Raw genomic sequence first — 17,205 nt, 5'->3', positions numbered from 1 at the left:
CACGGAAGGTCATGAAGAACGGCCCGTTCACGAACCCTTCAATCCCCCGGGAGGCATGTCCATGCCGCGCCATATCATCGTCGCGCTTCTGACGACCACGGTTCTTTCCGCCGCCGCCGGCGGCGCCAAGGCCGATCCAGTGTTCAATCGCATCGCATCCTTTCCGGTCGCGAGCAACCTGCCCGCCGACGCCGACCAGAGCAAGGTGACCTCCGCGGAGATCATCACCGCCAGCCAGGACGGCAACACGCTGATCTACTCCGACAGCCCGGCCGGCGGCATCGGCATGATCGACATCACCGATCCGAAGGCGCCCAAGCCTCTCGGCTTCATGGCGCTCAGCGGCGAGCCGACCTCGGTTTCGGTCGCCGGCCCGGACGTCCTCGTCGGCGTCAACACCTCCGAGAGCTTCACCAATCCATCGGGCCGCCTCGCCGTCATCGACGTGGCGCAGAAGAAGGAGATTGCCTCCTGCGATCTCGGCGGCCAGCCGGATTCGGTCGCGGTGGCCAAGGACGGCCGGTTCGTCGCCGTCGCCATCGAGAACGAGCGCGACGAGGACCTCAACGACGGCGAGATCCCGCAGATGCCTGCGGGCTATGTCACGATCTTCGACCTCACCGACGGCGCGCCGGACTGCGCCACGATGAAGAAGGTCGAGATGACCGGGCTGTCGGAGATCGCCGGCGACGATCCGGAGCCGGAATTCGTCGACTTCAATTCGAAGAACGAGATCGCCGTCACGCTGCAGGAAAACAACGCCATCGTCATCGTCGATGCGGCGACCGGCAAGGTGACGAACCACTTCTCGGCCGGCACCGTCGACCTGAAGAACATCGATGCCGACGACAATGGCGAGATCAAGCTGACCGATTCGCAGGAAGGCCGCCGGCGCGAGCCCGACGCCGTCCAGTGGATCGACGACGACCGGCTGATCACCGCCAACGAGGGCGACTACAAGGGCGGCTCGCGCTCCTTCACCGTCTGGAACAAGGACGGCACGGTCGCCTACGAGAGCGGCCCGGCCTACGAATACGAGCTCATCCGCGCCGGCCACTATCCGGACAAGCGCTCAGACGCCAAGGGCATCGAGCCGGAAGGCCTCGAAGTCGCGACATTCGGCGAGACGACCTATGCCTTCGTCCTGTCCGAGCGCGGCTCGACCGTCGGCGTCTACGACGTCAGTGCTAAAGGCGAGCCGAAATTCGTCCAGCTGCTGCCGTCGGGCATCGCGCCGGAGGGCGCCGTCGCCATCCCCTCGCGCAATCTTCTCGTCACTGCCAACGAGGCGGATCTCGTCGAGGACGGCGGCGCCCGCTCCCACGTCATGCTCTACGAGCGCACTGACGGCACGCCCGCCTATCCGATGATCGTCTCGGAAGATCAGGACGGCCTGCCGCTCGGCTGGGGCGCGCTTTCCGGTCTGGCAGGCGATCCGGAAGACGCCTCGAAGCTCTATGCAGTGTCGGACTCGTTCTACAAGAACCAGCCGCGCATCTTCACCATTGACGCGTCGACCATGCCGGCCAAGATCACCGGCGCGATGACCGTGACGCAGGACGGCGAGCCAGCCAAGTCGCTCGACCTCGAAGGCATCACCGCCGACGGCCAGGGCGGCTTCTGGCTGGCGAGCGAGGGCAATCTGGAGAAGGAAATCCCGCACCAGATCCTGCATGTCGGCAAGGGCGTCATTCAGGAAGTCGTACCGATGCCGAAGGAGTTGACCGACCAGTCGACGCGGTTCGGAGCCGAGGGCATCACCATGGACGGCGACCGCCTCTGGATCGCCATCCAGCGCGAGTGGAAGGACGACGAGAAGGGCTTCGTCAAGCTCCTCGCCTACAAGCCGGCTTCCAAAGAGTGGAGCGCGGTGCGCTATCCGCTCGACAAGGCCGGGAAGGGCTGGGTCGGCCTGTCGGAGATCACCGCCCATGATGGCGCGCTCTACATTCTCGAGCGCGACAACCAGATCGGCTCTGCGGCGAAAGAGAAGACGCTCTTCAAGGTTTCGCTGGACGGCGTGACCCCGGCGGCTCTCGGCTCGGAGCTTCCTACGGTGACGAAGGAAGAAGTCCACGACTTCGTGCCCGACCTTTCGGCCACGGGCGGCTACGTCGTCGACAAGCTCGAAGGCTTCACCTTCGCCGCCGACGGCACCGCCTATGCGGTCACCGACAATGACGGCGTCGACGATTCCTCCGGCGAGACGCTGTTCTTCAAGGTCGATCTCGGCTCTGCGATGTAAGGATCGGCTGTCTTCCCAGCCTGAACGGCCGCCGGTGCGTGAAGCGCCGGCGGCCTTTTCATTTCGCGCCGCGCGCAGCGTACCCGCCAGCGCATCTGCCTGCGGACCAGATGCGGCGAACCCGCCCGGCTCAGTCCTGCGCCGTCGGCCGGACGACGATGCTGCCGATCTCGACATCCGCAGGCTGCTCGACCGCAAAGGCGATGGCGCGGGCGATCGCCTCCGGCGAGATCGCGAGTTCCCGCTTGCGCTTCTCGATCGCTGCCCGGACTTCCGGATCGTTGATCGATGAGGCAGCGAAGGTGGTGTCAATGAAGCCGGGCGAGACCTCCGTCACCCGCAGGCCCGGAACGTTTTCCTGGCGTAACGCCTCTGTCGCAGTGCGCAGTGCGTTCTTGGTGGCGGCGTAGACGCCCATGGTCGGGACGATCTTCAAGCCGGCGGTCGAGACGACGTTGATCACATGGCCCGTCTTCCGGGCGGCAAACAGCGGCAGAGCAGCCGCGATGCCGTAGAGCGCGCCCTTCAGATTGACGTCGATCATCGCGTCCCAGTCCTCGACGCGCAGCGCGTCGAACCGCGAGATGGGACCAATCCCGGCATTGTTGACGATCACGTCCAGCCCGCCGAAGCGCTCCTGCGCGAGCCCCACGAGGGCCTGCAGATCCGCCCGGCACGTGACGTCGGTCTGCCGATGGGCGACCGCGCCGCCGGCCTGCTCGACCTCCCGCGCAACCTCAGCGATCTCGCTTTCGCTGCGGGCACCCAGCACCAGGCGGGCCCCACGAGCGGCCAGAAGAAGGGCGGTGGCCCGGCCGATACCGCGCCCCGCTCCGGTGACGGCGACGATCTTTCCTTCGATGGTCATGGCGGAACTCCGTCGTTGCGATGGAGAAGGACTATGCCGAGAACGCAGGCGCCTCTATGCTTGAAAAGCCGAGTCTTTGTCGCGATCCGCCGAAATCATGTCCGATCCCTTTTCCGACGTCCTGTCACTTTTGGGCACGCGTGGCGTCCGCGGCACCTCCCTCGATGCGTCCGGGAGTTGGGCGCTCTCTTTCGACGGCCGAGCGCGCCTGAAGTTCGTCGCGATCACGCGAGGCCGATGCTGGCTGATCCTCGACGACCGACCGCCGGTAGAGATGGAGGAAGGCGACGTCGTCCTCCTCAGCAACACGCGATATGCGGTCGCCAGCGATCCGGCGATCGCGCCGGTCGACGGGATGGCACTCTACGCGGCTCCGGGACAGGACGCCGCCTGCCTCGGCGAGGGAACCGAAACGGCGATGGTCGGCGGCGGCAGCGCCTTCGCAAGCGGCGGCGGCGCCTTCGTCCTTGACGCGCTACCCCCGCTCCTTCGCATCGAGCGTGACACGCCGAGCGCCGAAGCCGTCGCCCGCACCCTCGCTTCGCTGCGGGCCGAGGTCACCCATGCGGGGATCGGCAGCACGATCGTGGCGGAACGGCTCGCGGAGATCCTCGTCGTCGAAGCAGTCCGCGCCTACGTCGCTGCCGGCCCGCACGACGCCGTCGGATGGATCGCGGCACTGTCGGATCCATGCCTGTGCCGGGCGATCGGCCTGATGCATCGCGACGTCACCCGGCGATGGACGACACCGCTTCTGGCGAGCGAGGTGGGTATGTCGCGCTCCGCCTTCGCCCAGCGATTCAGAGAGCGCGTGGGCCGCCCGCCGATGGACTATCTGACGCTGTGGCGGATGGTTCTCGCCCGCCACGAACTCGCGGCGGGGGCGAGCGTATCCGCCGTCGCCGCAGCGGTCGGCTACGGCTCCGAAAGCGCCTTCGCCCACGCCTTCAAGCGGACCCTCGGCCACACGCCGCGCGCCCGCGACAAAACCGTCAGATATCCAGATTCGCCACCTTGAGCGCGTTGTCCTGGATGAATTCGCGGCGGGGTTCGACCTCGTCGCCCATCAGCTTGGAGAACATCTGGTCGGCGTCCGTCGCGTCGGCGATCTTGACGCGGACGAGGGTGCGCGCCTCGGGATCGAGGGTGGTCTCCCACAGCTGCTCCGGATTCATCTCGCCGAGACCCTTGTAGCGCTGGGTGGCGATGCCCTTGCGGCCGACCTCGAAGACGGCGATCAGAAGCTCCAGCGGGCCGGCAATCGGCCGCTCGGTCTCCTTGCGCCGAAGGACCGGCACGCCGCCGTCATAGACTTCCTTCAGCCGCGGCGCATGGCGCATCAACTGCAGCGCGTCGGCGGAGTTGAGCAGGCCCGCGTCGAGGATGCGCAGTTCGGTGACGCCGCGCACCACGCGGGTGAAGCGATAGCCGCCGTCCGCCGCCTCGCCGGTCCAGCCGCGCTCGGTTTCATCGGCGATAAGGTCGAGCCGCTCGGCGATGCGCAGCGCCGTGGCGGGCCCATCCTGCGGGTGATCGGCGACCTCCGGCGACAGCGCGCCGAGGATCGCCGCCTGCTCGACGACGGAGCGGTCGTAGCGCGAATGCAGCCCGGAAAGCACCTGTCGGACGGCCAGCGCGTCGTCGACCACGCCGCGAAGGTCGCGGGCGGTGCGCACTTCGCCGGTCGGCAGCGTCAGCGAGGCATCGTCGAGGCCGCCCTCGATCAGGTAGTTTTCGAGCGCCTTCTCGTCCTTCAGATACTGGCTCTGCTTGCCGCGGGTCACCTTGTAGAGCGGCGGCTGGGCGATGAAGATGTGGCCGCGCTCGATCAGCACCGGCATCTGCCGGAAGAAGAAGGTGAGGAGCAGCGTGCGAATATGGGCGCCGTCGACGTCGGCGTCCGTCATGATGATGATCTTGTGGTAGCGCAGCTTGTCCGGGTTGAACTCGTCCTTGCCGATCGAGGTGCCGAGCGCGGTGATCAGCGTGCCGATCTGGTCGGAGCCGAGCATCCGGTCGAAGCGCGCCCGCTCGACATTGAGGATCTTGCCGCGGAGCGGCAGGATCGCCTGGTTCTGGCGCGAGCGCGCGCCCTTGGCCGAGCCGCCTGCCGAGTCACCCTCGACGATGAAGATCTCGGACTTGGCCGGGTCGCGCTCCTGGCAGTCGGCGAGCTTGCCGGGCAGCGAGGTGATGTCGAGCGCGCCCTTGCGCCGGGTGAGGTCGCGCGCCTTGCGCGCCGCCTCGCGGGCGGAGGCTGCCTCGACGACCTTGCCGATCACCACCTTGGCTTCCTGCGGATGCTCTTCCAGCCAGGTGGACAGCGCTTCGTTGATGAGGTTCTCCACCACCGGCCGCACTTCGGACGAGACCAGCTTGTCCTTGGTCTGAGAGGAGAACTTCGGATCAGGCACCTTGACCGAGAGCACGCAGGTCAGGCCTTCGCGGCAATCGTCGCCGGTGAGCGAGACCTTCTCCTTCTTGAGGATGCCGGAGGCTTCCGCATAGCCCGTTATCTGCCGGGTCAAGGCGCCGCGGAAGCCGGCCATGTGGGTGCCGCCGTCGCGCTGGGGAATGTTGTTGGTGAAGCAGAGCACCGTCTCGTTGTACGAGTCGTTCCACCACAGTGCCGCCTCGACGACGATGCCGTCCTTTTCGCCCATGGTGACGATCGGCTCGGGCAGCAGCGGCTTGCGCGAGCGATCAAGATAGCGAGTGAAGGCTTCGAGCCCGCCCTCGTAGAACAGTTCGATCTTCTTCTCGTCCGCCGGCCGCTTGTCGGTGAGGGTGATGCGGACGCCGGAATTGAGGAAGGCGAGCTCGCGCAGGCGATGTTCCAGCGTGCCGTAGTCGAAGGTGGTGACACCCCTGAAGGTCTCGAAGGACGGCATGAAGGTGATCGACGTGCCGGTCTCGCCGCCGGCATCGCCCGTCGCCACCAGCGGCGAGTCGGGCACGCCGTGGGTGAAGGACATCTCGTGGATCTTGCCCTTGCGCCTGATCTTCATCTTCAGCGAACTCGACAGCGCGTTCACCACCGAGACGCCGACGCCGTGCAGGCCGCCCGAAACCTTGTAGGAGTTCTGGTCGAACTTACCGCCGGCATGCAGCTGGGTCATGATGACCTCCGCCGCCGAGACGCCCTCGCCCGTATGCATGTCCGTCGGGATGCCGCGGCCGTTGTCGGTCACCGTGCAGGAGCCGTCGGCATTCAGCGTCACGGTCACCAGCGTCGCGTGGCCCGCCAGGGCCTCGTCGATGGCGTTGTCGACGACCTCATAGACCATGTGATGCAGGCCGGACCCATCGTCGGTGTCGCCGATATACATGCCGGGCCGCTTGCGCACGGCATCCAGACCCTTCAATACCTTGATCGAGTCGGCGCCATATTCGGCATTGGCAAGGGGATCGGTCTCGGGGATGGCTGACATGATGGTCCTTGGTCTCGGGCCGGCCGAAAGAGGCTCGCGAATCGGCCGAATTTGAAGCTTTTATATAGGGATTCATCCCCGTTGGCGAAAGCGCCTTGGCCGCGCCGTCGCCCCTCGCTTTGCAGGTGCGCCCGCTACGACACGCCGGGCCGCCGGGCGCACGCTCTCCACGCCCCGCACCTATGACACATTTCACGAAAGGACGCCGAATCCGTGACCGAACCGACGCTTGATGATTTCGCCTTCAAGACCCGCGACAAGCTGCGCTACGGGGACACCGACCGCCTCGGCCACGTCAACAACGCCGTCTTCTCGACCTTCTTCGAAACCGGCCGGGTCGAACTCCTGCATGTGGGCGAAGCGCCGCCGCCTCCGGGCACGGCCTTCGTTCTGGCGCGTATCGCCATCGATTATCGCCGCGAGGTCAACTGGCCGGGCGAGGTCGTGATCGGCACCGGGGTGGAAAAGATCGGCAGGAGCTCGATCCGGCTGAGGCAGGCCCTGTTTTACAATGAACGCCTCTGCGCGATTGCCGAGACGGTGATCGTGCTGATGGACGAGGCGAGCCGGCGCTCCACTCCCCTGCCGGACGAGATGCGCGAGAGACTGTCGGCGCTGGTGATCGGGACGGACGACACGACCGACGGCTGACGCCGAAGTGAAATCCTCGCCAACGATTGGCATTTGCTCGCATCCGAGCCCGCCTGCGGCCATGCGCGACAATCGCGGCGGTCGACGCCTTGCGCCGGCCCACCCATATGAGTGGGAAAGCGCCGCCTCGGTGTTCCCTTGTGAAACGGGCCGGGTTGCGGCCGTAAACTCACGCGAGTCGCAATCCATGTCGAACAGAGTCACGGCGCCTGCAGCAACGGCAGCCGCAGAGGCACCCGCCGGCCGCCCGTTCCGCGCACCGGCGCCGGTGCCGCACTCCCAGCCGCTGGGCTTTGCCAGCTTCATCCGCACGGCCTCGCGCAATCCGATCGAGATCTGGGGCACACGCGCCTTCAAGGAGCCCTACATCCGCGGCGCCTGGCTCGGCGTGCCGAACATCGTCGTCAACGACCCCGCCGGCATCCGCCACTGCCTCGTCGAAAACGCCAAAAACTACGTGATGCAGCCGCTGCGCCAGCGGATCCTGCGCCCGCTCCTGCGCGACGGGCTGCTCACTGCCGAGGGCGAACTCTGGCGGCGCACCCGCAAGGCGATCGCCCCGATTTTCACGCCGCGGCACATCTCCGGCTTTACCGAGCAGATGGAAGCGCGGTCGGTGCTCTTTGCCGAAAATCTCGCGGCGCGCAGCGAGGGCCGCACCGTCGACGCGTCCCACGAAATGACGCTGCTGACCTTCGATATTCTCCAGGAAACGCTGTTTTCCGGCGACATCGCTTCCGAGCCCGAGGGCTTTGCCCGCTCCACCCGCGACTTTCTCGGCTCGATGGGCCGCGTCGATCCGCTCGACCTCCTGAACGCCCCGGCCTTCCTGCCGCGGCTGCGACGGCTGCGCGGCCGCAAGTCGATGAACTTCTTCCGCTCCCTCATCGCCGAGACGATCGCCAAGCGGCGGGAAAAAATCGCGCGGGATCCGGACGGCACGCCGCACGATCTCCTCACGCTGCTGATCAAGGCCGAAGGGCTGTCGAACGAGGAGATCGAGGACAACATCATCACCTTCATCGGCGCCGGCCACGAGACGACGGCCCGCTCGCTGGCCTGGACGCTCTATCTTCTCAGCCAGGCGCCGGACGAACGGGCATTGGTCGAGAAGGAGATCGACGAGGTCCTGCCGACGCTGACCCATCCGAGCCAGTGGGCCGACAGGCTGGTCCACACCAAGGCGGCCTTCGAGGAGGCGATGCGGCTCTATCCGCCCGCCCCCTCGCTCAACCGCACGGCGTTGAGGGCCGACCGGGTCGGCGACGTCGACATTCCAGCCGGGTCGACCCTCCTCGTCATGCCCTGGCTCGTCCATCGCCACGAGATGCTGTGGGACCGGCCGGATCACTTCATTCCGGCTCGCTTTCTTCCCGAGAACCGCGACAAGATCGACCGCTATCAGTATCTTCCCTTCGGTGTCGGCCCGCGGGTCTGCATCGGCGCGAGCTTTGCCATCCAGGAGGGCGTCATCGCCCTGGCGTTGCTCCTGAGACATCTGCGCTTCGACTATGACGGACGAAAGCCGCCGGAGGTGGTGCAGCGGATCACCGTCCAGCCCGACGGCGGCCTGCCGATGCGCCTTTCGCGCCGGCGGTAGGCTGAGGTTCGAGCGCCGGGGCGTAAGGGCGGGCCCGAGCCGGCGCCGGGCGGGGCAGAACCCAGTTGCTCATCGTGCCGCGATCGTCATTTGCGATCGCGGAGGATTTGTCCTATATGACCCGCCGTGGTCTTGCTTTGATGCGCATTCCGCTTTGCCTTTTCAGATGCTGAAGCGAGCACGTCAGACGCTTTGACACATCGGGCACCCCGGTTTCGCCGATTGTTCGAGTCGAAACGCTTGTCGGGATGCCGCGACCCGAATCGGTTGCGGAGGGCTTTTGCCTTCAGCGCGTGACCTTGCGGGCCACCGGTGCGTTCGATCCGCCAGCGATGGCAAGACGTCGATGCTCCCCTGCAAAGGCAGAGCGAGCCGAGGCATGGACGGTCGCAAGGCCGCCCGCGCGGTGGGCAGTGAGTGGCCGGTGAGACGGTCGTTCGGCTTTGCCGCGAAGAAGAATGAGCAAGGCGCGGAAGCTCCGCGATGCCGATGAGGCGTCGTCTCCCGCGTTTCAAACCGTAGCCGGAGTTGGCGGCCGATCGCCGTGCAGCTCCCGTCGTTGAGGAAGAGAAGGGAGTCGCTTTGAAAGTCGACGTTCGAGACAACAATGTTGATCAGGCTCTGCGCGCGCTGAAGAAGAAGCTGCAGCGCGAGGGCGTTTTCCGCGAGATGAAGGCGCGCCGCGCCTATGAGAAGCCCTCCGAGCGCCGCGCCCGCGAGAAGCAGCAGGCGATCCGTCGCTCGCGCAAGCTCGCCCGCAAGCAGGCGCAGCGCGAAGGTCTGCTGCCGGGGCCGAAGCGCCGCGTCGCCAGCTGAAGCGTCAGCGGCCGGAACGATTCGCATTCGCGGTCATTCGCCCCAAGCGAGGGACGAAGACCGCATCCGGCTCGATCAGACGATTCGAGAGGCCTAGCCTCATAGACATGCCGATGCCCCGCGCAGCCGCGACCGATATGGTCGCGACGCACGCGGGGCTTTGACGTTTGCGCTGAGCTTCCCCATCGGGACTTCGCACCGGGCCTCGGCCGGTCATCCACCTCGCGATGGTCTCGACGGTGGAGTTTGTGATGATCCCGACCTGGCTACATATTCTTGCGATAATCACGCTTCTCCTAGGCGCCGCCTCGGCGGTTCTCATCGCCTTCGACGTCAGCCGCGACCCGCAGCACATGACGATCATGAACTTCGTCTGGCCGATCAGCGGGCTTTACGCCGGGCCGATCGCCGTCTGGGCCTATTGGAAATGGGGGCGCCTCGCCTCCCACAGCCGGGCGCATGCGGCGATGGAAGCCGGCAAGCCGATGCCATCCAAGGCAAAGACGCCGCATTACGCCACCGTCGGCAAGGGAGCCGCCCATTGCGGCGCCGGCTGCACCCTCGGCGATATCTGCGCCGAGTGGCTGGCCTTCTTCGTCCCGGCGGTCGCCGTCTGGCTCGGCTGGCAAAGCCTCTTTTCCGAAAAGATGTTCGCCGTCTGGATTCTCGACTTCGTCCTCGCCTTCGGCTTCGGCATCGTCTTCCAGTATTTCGCCATCAAGCCGATGAACGACGACATGTCCGTCGGCCAAGGGATCCTCGCAGCGCTGAAGGCCGACACGCTGTCGCTCACCGCCTGGCAGGTCGGCATGTACGGCTTCATGGCGCTCGCCCATTTCTGGATCTTTGCGAGCCTTCTCGGCGCCAGCCTAGAGGTCAACAGCGTCGAGTTCTGGTTCATGATGCAGATCGCCATGATCTGCGGCTTCCTGACCGCCTATCCGGTCAACGTCTGGCTGATCGACAAGGGGATCAAGGAGGCGATGTAGGGGAATAGGTCGCGCGTTTGCGGGGGCCGGCTGCGATCGTCCCGCAGATCATCGTCACGAGCATGCGCCGAGGCACCCCCCTCTGCCCTGACGGGCATCTCCCCCACAAGGAGGGAGATCGACCCTGCACGACTGGACCGCAATCCCTTGATGCGCTGATGCTCTGGCATGGAAGTCGACAACAGCATGGATGCCCACGGGGATTGGCCGCCCCCAAAGCTGCCGATTTCCCCCCTTGAGGGGGAGATGCCCGGCAGGGCAGAGGGGGGGCGAGCTGCCGAAACGCTCGCCCAAAAGAGATCGAAACCCTCCCCTCAGATCTCCAAGCAGATCTTGCCGAAATGCGCGCCGGACTCCTCATGGCGGAAGGCATCCGCGATTTCGGCCAAGCCGAAAGTCCGGTCGATCACCGGCTTCACCCCCGTCGCCTCCAGCGCCCGGACGAAATCCTGCTGATGGGTGCGGCTGCCGACGATGAGGCCCTTCAGTGTCTGCTGCTTGGCCATCATCGCTGCCGTCGGCACCTCGCCGGAGCGACCGGTGAGGACGCCGATGAGCGCAATGTGGCCGGCGATGCGGCAGCCGGTGATCGACTGGTCGAGGGTCTTCGGGCCGCCGACCTCAACGACGACGTCGGCGCCGCGGCCGTCCGTCAGGTCGAGGACCTTCTTCCCCCACTCCTCGTCGGTCCTGTAGTTGATCACCCCATCCGCCCCGAGGCTCTTCAGCCGCTCGAGCTTTTCCTCCGAGGAGGAGGTGGAGATCACCCGCGCGCCCATCGCCCTGGCGATCTGCAGCGCGAAGATCGAGACGCCGCCGGTGCCGAGTGTCAGCACCGTGTCGCCCGCCTTCAGCCCGCCGTCGACGACGAGCGCCCGCCAGGCCGTGAGCCCAGCGGTGGTCAACGTCGCCGCCTCGGCATGGCTGTAGCCCTTCGGCGCGTGGGTGAACCACGTCGCCGGCCGGACCACCGCCTCGCGGGCATAGCCGTCGACGCCGTCGCCGGGGGTCGTCCTGAAGTCGGCGACGGCCGCTTCCCCGTCCAGCCATTTCGGAAAGAAGCCGGAAACGACGTGATCGCCCGGTCGGAACTCGGAGACGCCCTCGCCGACGGCTTCGACCTCGCCGGCCCCGTCGGACATCGGAATGCGACCGTCCTCGGTCGGCATCTTGCCCGAGACGACGCCGTAGTCGTGGAAATTCAACGAACTCGCCCGCAGCCGGACGCGGATCTCGCCCGGCCCCGGCTGGCCGGGATCCTCCATGTCGACGAGAGAGAGGCGGTCGAGACCGCCGGGCTTTGCCAGTTTGATGGCCTTCATCGGATCATCTCCTCTTCCATGTCTGCGCGGTTCGCGCCGATGCGGGAACCGCAGCTTTCTGGAGGAGAGGTAGAGTCATGCGCGGCTTTGCAAGGAAACGCTGCGTCCGCCCTGCCGAAACGAGAAGGCCCGCGGATCGTCGCCGATCCGCGGGCCGCATTGCGGGAGAGCCGCCGCCCCCAAAAGGGGCGACGAGCGTCGCCTTACGAGTGGTAGGCCGCCTCGCCGTGATAGATGAGGTCGAGGCCCTCGCGCTCTTCCTCCATCGTCGGGCGCAGGCCGACCAGCGCCTTGGTGATGGCGAAGAAGATCGCCGAACCGATGCCGCACCACACGACGGTGATGAGGATGGCGACGATCTGCGCCCAGACCTGCGCCCCCATGGTCACGCCCTCGGCATAGCCGATGCCGCCGAGGGAGGTCGAGGTGAAGATGCCGGTGCCGATCGCGCCGACGATGCCGCCGACGCCATGGATGCCGAAGACGTCCAGGCTGTCGTCGTATTTCAGCGCGTTCTTCACCACCGAGACGAAGAAGTAGCAGACGCCGCTGGCGATCGCCCCGAGGACGATGGCGCCGACAGGGCCGATCGTGCCGCAGGCCGGGGTGACGGCGACGAGGCCGGCGACGATGCCGGAGGCAGCGCCCAGCATCGAGGCCTTGCCGCGCATCATCGACTCGATCACGCACCAGGCGACGAGGGCGCCGGCGGTGGCCGTGAAGGTATTGACCATCGCCAGCACCGCGGCCGAGGTGGATTCCAGGTTGGAACCGGCGTTGAAGCCGAACCAGCCCACCCACAGGATCGAGGCGCCGACCATGGTCAGCGTCATCGAGTGCGGCGCCATGATGTCCTTGCCGAGGCCGTTGCGCTTGCCGACGAACATGCAGCCGATGAGCGCGGCGATGCCGGCATTGATGTGGACGACCGTGCCGCCGGCGAAGTCGAGCGCGCCGACGCCGCCGGAGAGGACGCCGTTGAAGATCAGGCCGGAGCCGTCCCACACCATGTGCGCGACCGGGAAGTAGACGAAGGTCACCCAGAGGATGGTGAACAGGATGACCGCCGAGAACTTGATGCGCTCGGCGAAGGCGCCGACGATCAGCGCCGGGGTGATCACCGCGAAGGTCATCTGGAAGACGATGAAGAGATATTCGGGGATCTCGACGCCGTCGGTGAAGGTGGCCGACTTGGAATCGACGGTGACGCCGGACAGGAACAGCTTGCCGAAACCGCCCCAGAAATAGCTGGTGCCGCCGCCGAAGGCGAATGAATAGCCCCACAGGGTCCAGACGATCATCACGACGCCGGTGATGATCGTGCACTGCATGAGAATGGACAGCATGTTCTTGGCGCGCACCAGGCCGCCATAGAACAGGGCCAGGCCCGGCATGGTCATGAAGAGGACGAGCAGGGTCGCCGTCATCATCCAGGCCACGTCCCCCTTGTCGACGGTGCTCGCGGCCGGAGCAGCCGCGTCGGTGGCCGCGCTTGCAGTCGCCTGGGCGTCCTGCGCGAAGGAGGGGTCACAGGCGAGCGCGAGCGCGCCGAGCCCAAGGCCCGTGGCGGCGAGCGTTCGTGCGTTGAAGAATGGTCTCATCATCTTTTTTCGTACTTCCGATCGTTGACCGACCCTTGCGGCTGGCGCCTTTGAAACTCCGGGCCCGATCACTCCTAATCAAAAGTCGTGCCAACTCGCCGGACAGAGGGAAATGCCTAAGAGACGGCGGTTTGGGTCGATGATCGCGCCGCCGGCCTGCCTAGTTTTGATGCAGTCGCCTGCATGATAGGCACGCTGCTGCGTTTATGGCCGCACGATCGGCTTCCGCCGCGATGCTGCCGCGATCTCGCCTCGGGTTCGGCACGACGTGAGGAAATCGGGATCAGATCCGGATCAGGCGCGGATCGGCGTCATCGTAGAGAGCGGCGACGAGTCCCTTGCGATTGGCCAACACCGCCCGCTGATTGAGCGAGCCCTTGTCGGTCACCTCGCCGCGATCGATCGACGGTGCCCCGTCGATCAGCACCAGCCGCACGACCCGCGTCGCCGACCCAGTCGCCTTGGCGGCGAAGGCGGAAAGCCGGGTGGCAAGTTCATGGCGCAGGGCGGGATGGGCGAGAAGTTCGGCATCGCCGAGCCCGTCCGCCGCCTGCCCGAGCAGCCGCCGACATTCGGCCATGTCGGCAAGCCCCAGGGCACCGACCTCGTCATGCTCCTCCCCGGCAATGACCGCATCGCGGATCAGCGCGCCGAAGTGATCGACCAGGGCGGCGCGCAAGGGGCCGACGGCGACCCAGGTTCCGGTGCCCAGCTTGAAGTTCTCCGCGACGCGGCCGTCGAACAGAAAGCCCTTCTCGGCCTTTCCGGCTTCGGCAAAGCGCAACGCGTCGCCGAGCCGGTAGAAGCCCTCCTCGTCGAAGGCTTCGGCGGTGAGTTCCGGCTTGCGCCAGTAGCCGGGGGTGATGCTCCGGCTCTTCAGCCGCGCCTCCAACCGGTCGCCACTCGGCACCAGTTTCAAGGTCACTTCCCGAGCCGGAATGCCGATATTGCCGGATTGCGGCTGCGGGTCCGTGCCGGCGATGGCGAAGGGGCCGGTCTCGGTCGAGCCGAGGCCGGAGACGAGCCGCACCCGATGACCGAGGGTCTCGAACGCATGGGCTTCGAGGGCGTCCCAGGTGTGCTGGGCCATGCCGGCGCCGGCATACATCATCATCTTCAGATCGCGGAAGAAGGACCGTCGCAGATCGGCATCCTCCCGGAAGCGCCGGGTCAGCTCCTCGTAGCCCTTCGGCACGTTGAAGTACCAGGTCGGCGAGATTTCCTTCAGGTTGCGGCAGGTCTCGTCCATGCCGCCCGGCGTCGGCTTGCCTTCGTCGATGTAGTAGCTGCCGCCGTGCCAGAAGGTGAGGTTGAACACCTTGTTGCCGGAGGCCGTATGGTTCCACGGCGCCCAGTCGACCAGCACCGGCGGCTCGTCTTCGAGAAAGCGGTAGCAGTCGGCGACCATCGCCTGATTGGCGGCGAGCATGCCATGGCTCTGGATCACGCCCTTGGGGCTGCCGGTGGAGCCGGAGGTGAAGAGGATCTTGGCCACGGTATCGGCGCCGACCCCCTCATACGCCTCTTCGACCGCTACGGTCGGAACCGTTTCGAGCAGCGAACCGAAGGAGACGCTCGCCCTTCCGTCGACCTCGACCTCGCCGCCGAGGACGACGAGCGCATCCTCGGGCGTGACCGCGGCGATCGCCTTGGCAAAGGCCTTGCCGCTGCTGGCGAAGACGAGGCCGGGCGTCAGATCCCCGGCGATCCCCTTCAGCTTGCCGAAATCCTCAGACATCAGCGAATAGGCCGGCGAGATCGGCGCGTAGGGAATGCCGACATGCATGGCGGCCAGCGCCAGCGTCGCATGCTCCAGGGAATTGCCGGAGAGGATCATAACCGGACGCTCCGCCGAGGCCGGACTGTCGAGGAGCGCCTGGCCGAGTGCGCGCATGCGGGCGACCATTTGGCCGTAACTGATCCGGTTCCAGCCCGGCGCGCCAGCCGCCGGCCGCTGGGCAAAGAGCGTGCGGTCCGGCGCCTTCTCAGCCCATTGGAGCAGCTTTTCGGTCATGCGCGAGGGATAAGGTGGCAGCTCGCCGTCCTGGGTGACGACGAGGCAGCCATCGGGCCGCTCCTCGGTTCGGATCACCGGCTCCCAAACCCGCGACGGCCGCAGCGGCGGTGCCTGATTACCGCCCGACATCGCCCTCGATGCCGTTACCGGTTCGTCGTTCATGCCATCCTCCCGTCGCATCGATCCCGAACCCTTCGATGCAGCCCGAAAGTGACCGAGAGCGGCAATTTTGTCCACTCGAAAACAATCCATGTGGAAACAAAATTGACTTCCGCTCTCAGGCGGTGTTCTGATGCGCAAAATATAGGAATGCGCGGCGGAGAACGGCACGATGGACGAGGCACTGAGCGAATTCGTGACCATCGAGGAAGACGGCCCGATCGCGCTTCTCGGCCTCAACCGGCCGAGCAAGCGCAATGCCATCTCCGACCGCTTCGTCGAGGCGATCGCCGACGCCGTCGCCCATGTCGAAAAAACCGCCAAGGCCGGCGTCATCTTCGGCCACGGCCCGCATTTCTGCGCCGGGCTGGATCTCGCCGAGCATTCGGAAAAATCGCCGATCGAAGGCATCTACGGCTCCCGGCGCTGGCATGAAGTCTTCCGAATGATCGAGCGCGGCCGCATCCCCTGGGTCTCGGCGCTGCACGGCGCGGTCGTCGGCGGCGGGCTGGAACTCGCAGCCTCCACCCATATCCGCGTCGCCGACGCCTCCGCCTTCTTTGCCCTTCCCGAAGGCCAGCGCGGCATCTTCGTCGGCGGCGGCGGCGCCGTGCGGGTCGCAAGGCTGATGGGCGCCGCCCGGATGAGCGATCTCATGCTCTCCGGCCGGGTGATCGATGCTAAGACCGCCGAGCGCTGGAACGTCGTGCAATATGTGGTCGGCGAAGGCGAGGCGCTGGCAAAGGCCACGTCCATCGCCAAGGCCGCCGCCGGCAACGCGCCGCTGTCGAACTACGCCGTCATCCACGCGCTCTCGCGCATCCAGGACATGAGCTCGGAGGACGGCCTCTTCGTCGAGAGCCTGATGGCCTCCTTCACCCAGACCAGCCCCGAGGCCAAGGAGCGGCTGCGGGCGTTTCTGGAGAAGCGCGCCGGCAAGGTGGCGCTGGAGAAGCGGAGCGACGGGGCGTGAGAGCGGCAACGCGACCGGTCGTCGCGACACCCGCCGACGCCGAGACGGGCGACGCCGCGAGATCCGGGTCCGTCGCCTTCGGCCCTCTCGCCGACAGCCTCGGCTTTCATCTGCGTCTTGCCCAGATCGCAGCCTTCGAGGAGTTCTTCGCCGCCTTCGCCGAGGATGGGCTGCAGCCCGGCGGCTTTTCAGTTCTCATTACGATTCGTGAGAATCCGGGCGTTCGCCAGGGGATTCTCGCCAACGCCCTGAGGATCAAGCGCTCGCATATGGCAAAGATCGTGCAAGGGTTTGGCGAGGCCGGGCTGATCGAGCGGCGCGTCCCGCCGGACGACCGCCGGGCCGTGGAGCTGACGCTGACCGAGGCCGGCCATCGCCTGGTCGCGGCGAAGATGCCGAAGTTCCTGCAGCACGAACGCGCGAGCGCAGCCGCTCTCACGAAGGACGAGCGCCACACGCTGTTTGCGCTGCTGCGCAAGTTGAACGGGCTGTGAGCCGCACCGGCCGCATCCGGCCACTGCGCGCCGCGCCCA

The 17,205-nt window shown here is 66.4% G+C and carries 13 protein-coding genes; 8 read left to right on the top strand and 5 right to left on the bottom strand.

Annotation, left to right across the window (positions count from 1 at the left end):
* Positions 1-61: 61 nt before the first annotated feature.
* Positions 62-2,245, top strand: a complete 2,184-nt coding sequence (locus GTK09_RS07440) for an esterase-like activity of phytase family protein (RefSeq protein ID WP_163462349.1) — start codon at positions 62-64, stop codon at positions 2,243-2,245.
* Positions 2,246-2,375: 130 nt separating this feature from the next.
* On the opposite strand, the gene GTK09_RS07435 is transcribed toward GTK09_RS07440, so the two are convergent.
* Positions 2,376-3,113, bottom strand: coding sequence for an SDR family oxidoreductase (locus tag GTK09_RS07435; protein WP_163462347.1), 738 nt, complete (start codon positions 3,111-3,113; stop codon positions 2,376-2,378).
* Between the two features lie 97 nt (positions 3,114-3,210).
* Between GTK09_RS07435 and GTK09_RS07430 the strand changes: the two genes are divergently transcribed.
* The gene (locus tag GTK09_RS07430) at positions 3,211-4,131 is read left to right on the top strand and encodes an AraC family transcriptional regulator (RefSeq protein WP_163462345.1); all 921 of its coding nucleotides are present in this window, start codon (positions 3,211-3,213) and stop codon (positions 4,129-4,131) included.
* Here the strand turns inward: GTK09_RS07430 and gyrB are convergent.
* Positions 4,106-6,544 (bottom strand): DNA topoisomerase (ATP-hydrolyzing) subunit B, encoded by a 2,439-nt coding sequence (gyrB, locus tag GTK09_RS07425; protein ID WP_163462343.1) that lies wholly within the window; start codon positions 6,542-6,544, stop codon positions 4,106-4,108. The genes GTK09_RS07430 and gyrB overlap by 26 nt on opposite strands.
* Before the next feature lie 213 nt (positions 6,545-6,757).
* Here gyrB and GTK09_RS07420 point away from each other — a divergent pair, with 213 nt between their 5' ends.
* The 4 genes from GTK09_RS07420 to GTK09_RS07405 all read left to right on the top strand — a co-directional run bounded on the left by GTK09_RS07420 (position 6,758) and on the right by GTK09_RS07405 (position 10,600).
* Positions 6,758-7,195, top strand: a complete 438-nt coding sequence (locus GTK09_RS07420; RefSeq protein WP_163462341.1) for an acyl-CoA thioesterase — start codon at positions 6,758-6,760, stop codon at positions 7,193-7,195.
* 187 nt (positions 7,196-7,382) lie between these two features.
* Positions 7,383-8,795 carry a cytochrome P450 gene (locus tag GTK09_RS07415; protein WP_163462339.1) on the top strand — a complete coding sequence of 471 codons (1,413 nt, stop codon included), beginning with the start codon at positions 7,383-7,385 and terminating at the stop codon, positions 8,793-8,795.
* 582 nt (positions 8,796-9,377) lie between these two features.
* Complete coding sequence (rpsU, locus tag GTK09_RS07410) at positions 9,378-9,611, top strand: 30S ribosomal protein S21 (RefSeq protein WP_163462422.1); 234 nt, start codon at positions 9,378-9,380, stop codon at positions 9,609-9,611.
* 251 nt (positions 9,612-9,862) lie between these two features.
* On the top strand, positions 9,863-10,600 hold the full coding sequence (locus tag GTK09_RS07405; protein WP_163462337.1) for a DUF4396 domain-containing protein: 738 nt from the start codon (positions 9,863-9,865) through the stop codon (positions 10,598-10,600).
* 314 nt (positions 10,601-10,914) lie between these two features.
* On the opposite strand, the gene GTK09_RS07395 is transcribed toward GTK09_RS07405, so the two are convergent.
* The 3 genes from GTK09_RS07395 to GTK09_RS07385 all read right to left on the bottom strand — a co-directional run bounded on the left by GTK09_RS07395 (position 10,915) and on the right by GTK09_RS07385 (position 15,702).
* Positions 10,915-11,922, bottom strand: coding sequence for a zinc-dependent alcohol dehydrogenase family protein (locus GTK09_RS07395; RefSeq protein WP_163462336.1), 1,008 nt, complete (start codon positions 11,920-11,922; stop codon positions 10,915-10,917).
* A gap of 203 nt (positions 11,923-12,125) precedes the next feature.
* The gene (locus GTK09_RS07390; protein ID WP_163462421.1) at positions 12,126-13,523 is read right to left on the bottom strand and encodes an ammonium transporter; all 1,398 of its coding nucleotides are present in this window, start codon (positions 13,521-13,523) and stop codon (positions 12,126-12,128) included.
* 283 nt (positions 13,524-13,806) lie between these two features.
* The gene (locus GTK09_RS07385) at positions 13,807-15,702 is read right to left on the bottom strand and encodes a feruloyl-CoA synthase (protein ID WP_246217759.1); all 1,896 of its coding nucleotides are present in this window, start codon (positions 15,700-15,702) and stop codon (positions 13,807-13,809) included.
* A gap of 169 nt (positions 15,703-15,871) precedes the next feature.
* Between GTK09_RS07385 and GTK09_RS07380 the strand changes: the two genes are divergently transcribed.
* Positions 15,872-16,672, top strand: a complete 801-nt coding sequence (locus tag GTK09_RS07380) for a crotonase/enoyl-CoA hydratase family protein (protein WP_163462334.1) — start codon at positions 15,872-15,874, stop codon at positions 16,670-16,672.
* Complete coding sequence (locus tag GTK09_RS07375) at positions 16,669-17,166, top strand: MarR family winged helix-turn-helix transcriptional regulator (protein WP_163462332.1); 498 nt, start codon at positions 16,669-16,671, stop codon at positions 17,164-17,166. The genes GTK09_RS07380 and GTK09_RS07375 overlap by 4 nt, the downstream gene beginning before the upstream one ends.
* The last annotated feature ends 39 nt before the right edge of the window (positions 17,167-17,205 follow it).

Source organism: Jiella pacifica (assembly GCF_010500815.1).
Taxonomy (GTDB): domain Bacteria; phylum Pseudomonadota; class Alphaproteobacteria; order Rhizobiales; family Rhizobiaceae; genus Jiella; species Jiella pacifica.
Note: the sequence above shows the minus strand (reverse complement) of the source record. Positions and strands in the feature narration are given on the sequence as shown.